This is a genomic window from Streptomyces sp. 4F14, from assembly GCF_048159485.1.
Taxonomy (GTDB): Bacteria; Actinomycetota; Actinomycetes; order Streptomycetales; family Streptomycetaceae; genus Streptomyces.
Map to the genome: position 1 here is coordinate 128554 of NZ_JBLRVY010000034.1, position 6471 is coordinate 135024.

At 72.0% G+C, this 6471-nt stretch carries 8 protein-coding genes; 4 read left to right on the forward strand and 4 right to left on the reverse strand.

Translation table 11 applies throughout. The annotated features are described in order from the left end of the window. Nucleotides 1-17 precede the first annotated feature (17 nt). Entirely contained in the window at nt 18-1196 is a 1179-nt protein-coding gene (locus tag ACLZOT_RS41410; RefSeq protein WP_416974370.1) for an MFS transporter, read from the forward strand. Nucleotides 1197-1201: 5 nt separating this feature from the next. Beyond that, on the forward strand, nt 1202-1648 hold the full coding sequence (locus ACLZOT_RS41415) for a DUF1203 domain-containing protein (RefSeq protein WP_416974371.1): 447 nt from the start codon (nt 1202-1204) through the stop codon (nt 1646-1648). On the opposite strand, the gene ACLZOT_RS41420 is transcribed toward ACLZOT_RS41415, so the two are convergent. Further along, nucleotides 1645-2661: an aspartate-semialdehyde dehydrogenase gene (locus tag ACLZOT_RS41420; protein WP_416974372.1), complete on the reverse strand. Its 1017-nt coding sequence runs from the start codon at nt 2659-2661 to the stop codon at nt 1645-1647. The genes ACLZOT_RS41415 and ACLZOT_RS41420 overlap by 4 nt on opposite strands. Nucleotides 2662-2939: 278 nt before the next feature. Here ACLZOT_RS41420 and ACLZOT_RS41425 point away from each other — a divergent pair, with 278 nt between their 5' ends. Both ACLZOT_RS41425 and ACLZOT_RS41430 read left to right on the forward strand, forming a co-directional pair. Beyond that, nucleotides 2940-3464 (forward strand): RNA polymerase sigma factor, encoded by a 525-nt coding sequence (locus ACLZOT_RS41425; RefSeq protein WP_416974373.1) that lies wholly within the window; start codon nt 2940-2942, stop codon nt 3462-3464. A gap of 1 nt (nt 3465) precedes the next feature. After that, nucleotides 3466-4098 (forward strand): hypothetical protein, encoded by a 633-nt coding sequence (locus ACLZOT_RS41430; protein WP_416974374.1) that lies wholly within the window; start codon nt 3466-3468, stop codon nt 4096-4098. Between the two features lie 57 nt (nt 4099-4155). Here ACLZOT_RS41430 and ACLZOT_RS41435 read toward each other — a convergent pair whose 3' ends face one another. The 3 genes from ACLZOT_RS41435 to ACLZOT_RS41445 all read right to left on the reverse strand — a co-directional run bounded on the left by ACLZOT_RS41435 (nt 4156) and on the right by ACLZOT_RS41445 (nt 5904). Continuing rightward, nucleotides 4156-4371, reverse strand: coding sequence for a hypothetical protein (locus tag ACLZOT_RS41435; RefSeq protein WP_416974375.1), 216 nt, complete (start codon nt 4369-4371; stop codon nt 4156-4158). Between the two features lie 128 nt (nt 4372-4499). After that, nucleotides 4500-4817, reverse strand: a complete 318-nt coding sequence (locus ACLZOT_RS41440; RefSeq protein ID WP_416974376.1) for a hypothetical protein — start codon at nt 4815-4817, stop codon at nt 4500-4502. Nucleotides 4818-4923: 106 nt separating this feature from the next. Continuing rightward, complete coding sequence (locus ACLZOT_RS41445; protein ID WP_416974377.1) at nt 4924-5904, reverse strand: LuxR C-terminal-related transcriptional regulator; 981 nt, start codon at nt 5902-5904, stop codon at nt 4924-4926. Nucleotides 5905-6471: the final 567 nt, after the last annotated feature.

Below are 6471 nucleotides of genomic sequence, written 5' to 3' on the forward strand. Positions count from 1 at the left end.
GCGCGAAAGGTGGACGCATGTCCTCCACCCCCTGGCCCGGTGTCCTCGCCCTCGCCGCCGCCACCTTCTCCGTCGTCACCACCGAGATGCTCCCCGTCGGCCTCCTCACGTCCCTCGGCGATTCCCTGGACGTCTCGACGGGCACGGCGGGGCTGGCCGTCACCCTCCCCGGTCTGGTCGCCGCCGTCTCGGCGCCCCTCCTCCCCGTGGCCGCCCGCGGCGCGGACCGCCGGCGCGTCCTCACCGCCCTCCTGGCCCTCCTCGCCACGGCGAACCTCCTCTCGGCCCTCGCCCCCGAGCTGACCGTCCTGCTCGTCGCCCGCGCCCTGGTCGGCGTCTGCATCGGCGGCGTGTGGGCCATCGCGGCGGGCCTCCCCGCGAGGCTCGTACCCGAGAGGTACGTCGGCAGAGCTACGGCGATCGTCTTCTCGGGCATCGCGCTCGCCTCGGTGATCGGCGTCCCCGCGGGCACCTTCCTCGGCTCCCTCGCCGACTGGCGCTGGTCCTTCGCGGCGCTGGCGGCCCTCGCGGCCGCCGTCGCGACGACCCTGCACCTCACCCTCCCCCTCCTCCCGGCCCGGACACCGGTACGCCTGGCGGCCTTCCCCGAACTCCTCAGGAACGCGCGCCTCAGGCGGGGCCTCACCGCCGTAGCCCTCCTGGTGACCGGCCACTTCGCCGCGTACACGTACGTCCGCCCGGTCCTGGAACGCGTCCCCGCCCTGACCCCGGGCGAGACAGGCGTACTACTTCTGAGCTACGGAGTGACAGGCGTGGCCGGCACCTTCCTGATCGGCACCCGCGCCCCCACGAACCCCGCCCGCACCCTCCTGCTCGTGGCCGCGTCCCTGGGTACGACCGTGGTACTCCTCGCCCCGGCCGCCACATCCCTCCCCCTGACCGCCGCCCTCCTCACCCTCTGGGGCCTCCTCTACGGCGGCGTCTCCGTCGCGGCCCAGACCTGGCTGACCTCGACGGTCCCCCACGCGAGGGAGCCGGCCTCGGCCCTCTTCGCCGGAATCTTCAACTCGGCGATAGCCCTGGGCGCCTTCACCGGAGGCCGCACGGCGGACGCGTACGGCCCGACAGCGGTCCTCTACCTCGGCGCCGCCCTCGCCCTCCTCGCGGCCCCGGCCGTCCCCCGAACCCGACGTCGCGAACCCGCCAGCACATCCTGCCGCCGGGCGCGAACGTAGGGGACATGAACTATGTGGTCCGCGAGATCCCCGAGTCCCTCCGCACCGTCGACGACGCCGGCAACCCCCTCCACCCCTATACCGACCCCGAGGGAGGCGCCCCCCTCCGCTGCTGCCTCCGCGACAGCGAGAAGGGCGAACGGATCGCCCTGATCACGTACGCCCCACTCCGCCGCTGGGCGAAGAACCCCGGCGCGTACGACGAACAGGGCCCCGTCTTCATCCACGCGGCCCCCTGCGAGGGCCCCGCCGACACCACGACCCCCGCGTTCACCGACAACCACCGCGTCCTGCGCCGCTATTCGGCGGAGGGGCACATCATGGGCGGCGAACTGGTGGGGGAGGACTTCGACGGGGCGCTGCGCAGGGCGTTCGAGGACGAGGACGTGGCCCAGGTGCACGTGCGCTCGGTGGTGTACGGCTGCTTCCTGTACGCCGTCGAAAGGGACTAGCCCTTCAGCTCGGCCGCCACCAGCTCCGCGATCTGCACCGCGTTCAGGGCGGCGCCCTTGCGCAGGTTGTCGTTGGACACGAACAGGGCGAGGCCGTTGTCCACGGTCTCGTCGCGGCGGACGCGGCCGACGTACGAGGGGTCCTGACCGGCGGCCTGGAGGGGGGTCGGGATGTCCGTGACGACGACGCCCGGCGCCGAGGAGAGCAGTTCGAGGGCGCGCTCGGGGCTGATCGGGCGGGAGAAGCGCGCGTTGAGCTGGAGGGAGTGGCCGGTGAACACCGGTACGCGGACACAGGTGCCCGAGACCTTCAGCGCGGGGATCTCCAGGATCTTCCGGGACTCGTTGCGCAGCTTCTTCTCCTCGTCCGTCTCGCCCGCCCCGTCGTCGACGAGGTTCCCGGCGAGGGGGAGGACGTTGAAGGCGATGGGCCGCTTGTAGACCCCGGGCTCGGGGAAGTCCACGGCGCTGCCGTCGTGCGTGAGCTTCTCCGCGTCGTCGACCACCTTCCGTACCTGGTCGGCGAGTTCGGCGACACCGGAGAGCCCGGACCCGGACACGGCCTGGTACGTCGTGGCGACGAGGGCGTCGAGCCCCGCCTCGGCGTGCAGGACCTTCAGCACCGGCATCGCCGCCATGGTCGTGCAGTTGGGGTTGGCGATGATCCCCTTGGGCCGCGCGGTGATCGCGTGCGGGTTGACCTCGGAGACGACGAGCGGCACCTCGGGATCCATCCGCCACGCGGAGGAGTTGTCGATGACGACGGCACCCTGCGAGGCGACCTTCTCGGCGAGCGCCTTGGACGTGGCGCCCCCGGCGGAGAACAGCACGATGTCGAGCCCCGAGTAGTCCGCGGTGGAGGCGTCCTCGACGGTCACCCCGTCCAGCACGGACCCGGCGGACCGGGCGGACGCGAACAACCGCAGCTCGGTCACCGGGAACGCGCGCTCCGTGAGGATCCTGCGCATGACCGTCCCGACCTGCCCGGTTGCTCCGACGATTCCGACCCTCACGGCGACTCCCTGTAGCTGTACCTGATGTGTCTGGGGCGTTTCCATCATGCGGCCCACCCCGGTCCACCTGTCCAATTCTTTGCCCACGACACCGGAACGCGTAAAAGGGAACGGCTCCAGAACTCCGGCCGTACCCGCCCTGAGCTGGAGATGTTCGCCCCAGGACCCCGGCCCGCCGCAATCCGTTCCGCACCCCGCCCCCGGATGTGACGTACACCCCACGAACGTTTCGCCCCCGCCCCGCGTCGTAGAGGAAACGCCGAGGGGGAGGGGTGTCAGTGCTGCGCAGAACGACGCGCCGCGACCGGAAAGAGGAGGAGGACCCCCTGGACGCGGCACAGGAGCGCCGGGTCCGCGCGGTCCTGGCCCTCGGCGGGGTGCCGCAGACGGACCTGCCGGACGGGGTGCAGCAGGTCCGCCTACGGCTCCTGGAACGCGCCGCGAAGGGGTACGACGCCCCGCGCGACGTCTCCGCGTGGGCGGCCGTCGTCGCCTCCAACCTGGCGATGGACTGGCACCGCGCGAAACGCCGCCAGGAGCGCCTGGGCGAACGCCTCGCCGCCCTGCGCCACGCGGCCGAGCCCTCCGGCGAGGAGACCAGCGTGCTGTCCCTGGCGGTCGCCCAGGGCCTGGACCAACTCCCCGCCCCCCAGCGCCAGGTGGTGATCCTCCGCTTCTACGCCGACCTCCCCGTGGCGTCGATCGCGGAGCAACTCGGCGTCCCCGAAGGCACGGTGAAGAGCCGCCTGCACACAGCCGTCAAGGCGCTGCGGGCCCGGCTGCACGAGGACGAGGTGGTGTGAGATGACCGAGAAGGACGATGTGTACGAGGACGACGCCGCCCTCCTGGCCGCGATCACCGGCGAGTCGGCCCCGGACACCCCCGAACTGCGCGCGGCCCGTGAGGACATCGACGTACTCCGTGCCCAACTCGCGCTGATCGCCGACGAGTTGGATCCACAGGTCATCCCCGTCACCCGGAACAGGGACACGCGGAACCGGCGCCTGCGGATCGCGCTCGCCGGGGTCGCCGCGGTCGGTGTGCTGGGGCTGCTCGGCACGGGGGCGGCGCTTCTGTCCGGCCGCACGGTTCCCGGTGACGCGGGCTCCGCCGCCGACAAGTCCGTGACCTCGGCGGAGGGTTCCACCGCGTCGGAGTCCCCGGCCTGCGGCACGACGGTCGTGGAGGGGACCGTCACCGCCGTGCACGGGAGCGAGGTCACGCTCCGGGTGACGCACGCCTACAGTCCGAGGCCCGGCCCGGCGACCCTCACGTTCGTCACCGACACCGCCCTCACCCCGGGCACCCGGGTCCTCGTACAACTCGCGCCGGGCTCCAGCACGCCCGACGACCTGCTCGTCGGGAGCGGGGAGATCGCCGCTCGACGCCCCGCTCTCGACCGGGCGTCGGGGGAATCCGGGACCTGCCCGCCCTGACCGCACGAGAGAGGGCGGGCGCCCCCCGGCACCCGCCCTCTCATCAAGCCCCTCTGCTCACTCCCAGTCGTCCCAGACCCAGCTACCCGTGGTGTCCCCGTTCGGGTCCTTCGGCGTCTTGATGGGCAGGTCGCCGGCGGCGACGACCTGCGGCCCGTGCGAAGCCGAAGCCTGGTGCCCCGCCACCGCCAGCGGCAGCGCCACCAGCGTGGTGGCCGCCAGCGCGGCGAGGGCGGTTCGGACGGCTCGACCGGTGATGTGTCTCATTGTCATTGCCCCGTCTTCTTCGTTGCCGTACTTCGATGATGGTCCGGCGCCCGTGCTCATGTCATGTGCATCGGCTGGCCTCAGGAGGCCATGGCAGTCACATGCCAGTCAGGTCACGCATGGAACACCGATGATCACGCCACCCGACCGCCCCGCGGTTCCCCGTACAGGTAACGGTCCGGACGACAGTCGCCCAGCTCCCAGTCCGGCAGCAGCCCCGGCACGCTCAGCCAGCCCGTCCAGCCGTCCCGCGCCCGGTCCAGCGCCTCGTCCAGGCTGCCCGCCTCCACGAACGTCATGCCGACCAGCCGCCGCCCCCACCGGGCCAGCGACACATGCGCGATACCCGGCTGCGGGGCGGCTCTCGTGGTCTCGGCAACGGCGTCCAGCCGCTGGTCGCTGGGCATGGCGACGGACGCCGACGGGAGGAGAACGACCTTGACTGCGTACACGGGGCGACCTTAGGCACCGGACGTACGCAGATCGGCCGGAGGAAGCTGTCAGCCCCCGGTCATGGCAGGGAGCGGCCAGCAACCCGCAGGAACTCCGGCGGCGACTTCACAGCCAACCTCGCCGAACCGCCTCCGCGCCCGCCTGGAACCTGCTCTGCACGCCCAACCGCCGCTGCAACTCCGCCGTGTTGCGCCGGACCGTCCGCAGCGAGACGCCCATCTTGCGGGCGATGCCCTCGTCCGTCAGGCCGGCCGCCAGCATCTTCAGGAGGGCCGCCTCGCGGTCCGTGGGGGCGTCCGGGGGCGCGTCCTGGGGCGCCGAGCCGAGGGGGACCGCGTTCTCCCACACCATGTCGAACAGCTCGCCCAGCGCCCGCACCATCCCGGGGTAGCGGATCAGCAGCGCGCCCTTGCGGCTGTCGTCGATGTCGATCGGGATCACGGCGGTCGTGTGGTCGGAGAGGATCATCCGCATCGGCAGGGCCGGAACCGTACGGGTCTCGCCGCCGCGCGAGGCGAGCCAGTTCGCGTACTCCACCGTCGGCTGGTCGTTGCGGACACTGTCGAGATACACCGTCCGCATCCGCACACCCCGGCTCAGATGCCGCTCGTCCAGCGGCCGCCCCGCCTCCAGCGCCGCCGCGCTCAGCGCGCCGCCCGGCACGAAGGTCCGTACGTCGACCCGTGACTGATGAGCCAACTCCATCAGCCGCACCCGCACCGCGTCCACGCCCTCCAGACGCTCCACCCCGCTGTCCACGCGGTGCGCCGCCATGTTCGCGTAGTCCGAGGTCAGCGCGGCCAGCGCGGCCCGCTCCTGGGACAGCCGGGCCCGCTGCTCGTCCAACTCCGCCTCCCTGCGCTGCAACAGCGGCGAGAGGACGATTTCCGGACTCACGGGCACGAACTGGTGGCCCGCGGCCTCGTGCAGCAGGGAGAGTTGGGTCAGCCGGTCGAGCGCACTGCGTACGTCCGCCTCCGCGAGACCCGTCTCGCGGGCGATGTCCTCCAGGGTCCAGGAGGGGTGCAGCAGCAAAGACCGGTACACGTCGTGGGTCGACTGGTCGATGCCGATGGTCTCCAGCATGGCTCCCCCTGCGAAGGCCGCCCTGCGGCCGAGATCTGTCGGTGGCGTCTGGCAGACGGTATCCGATCCGCGATTTCGCCGTACCTGCGTTCGAGTCACCCGCCGTGACCTCTTGGCATCTCCCGGCCATGGCCGCGTGGTGCCACAACCGAACCCCCCGCTCATGCGTACACCCGGCCTAATCTCGTGATCGCCGGGCGGTGCTCCCTCGGGGGAGGGCATCACCCGGCACCTTCAGACACCGGCCGGCGCCGTCACGGGGGTGGGCGTCGGCCGGAAAAGGGTGGGGGAGCACGGGGGAAAGAAGGGGCGGGACGAAAAAGGCGGGCGCTCTTGGGGGAGCGCCCGCCTTTTGACGCGCGGCGAGCCGCAGGTTTTGAGCGCCCGCTTCCCGACGCACGGCGAGCCGCGGGTCTTTTAGGGGCGCGGGGAACTGCGCGACCAGCCACGAACCACCCGCAGCCGACACACAGCCCCCCTCACCACCCCACTAGGTCGCTTCTGATGGCTCTTGGACGGTGTCGCGGAGCCAGATGACGATCGCGGTGACGGTGAGGGTGCCGTTGA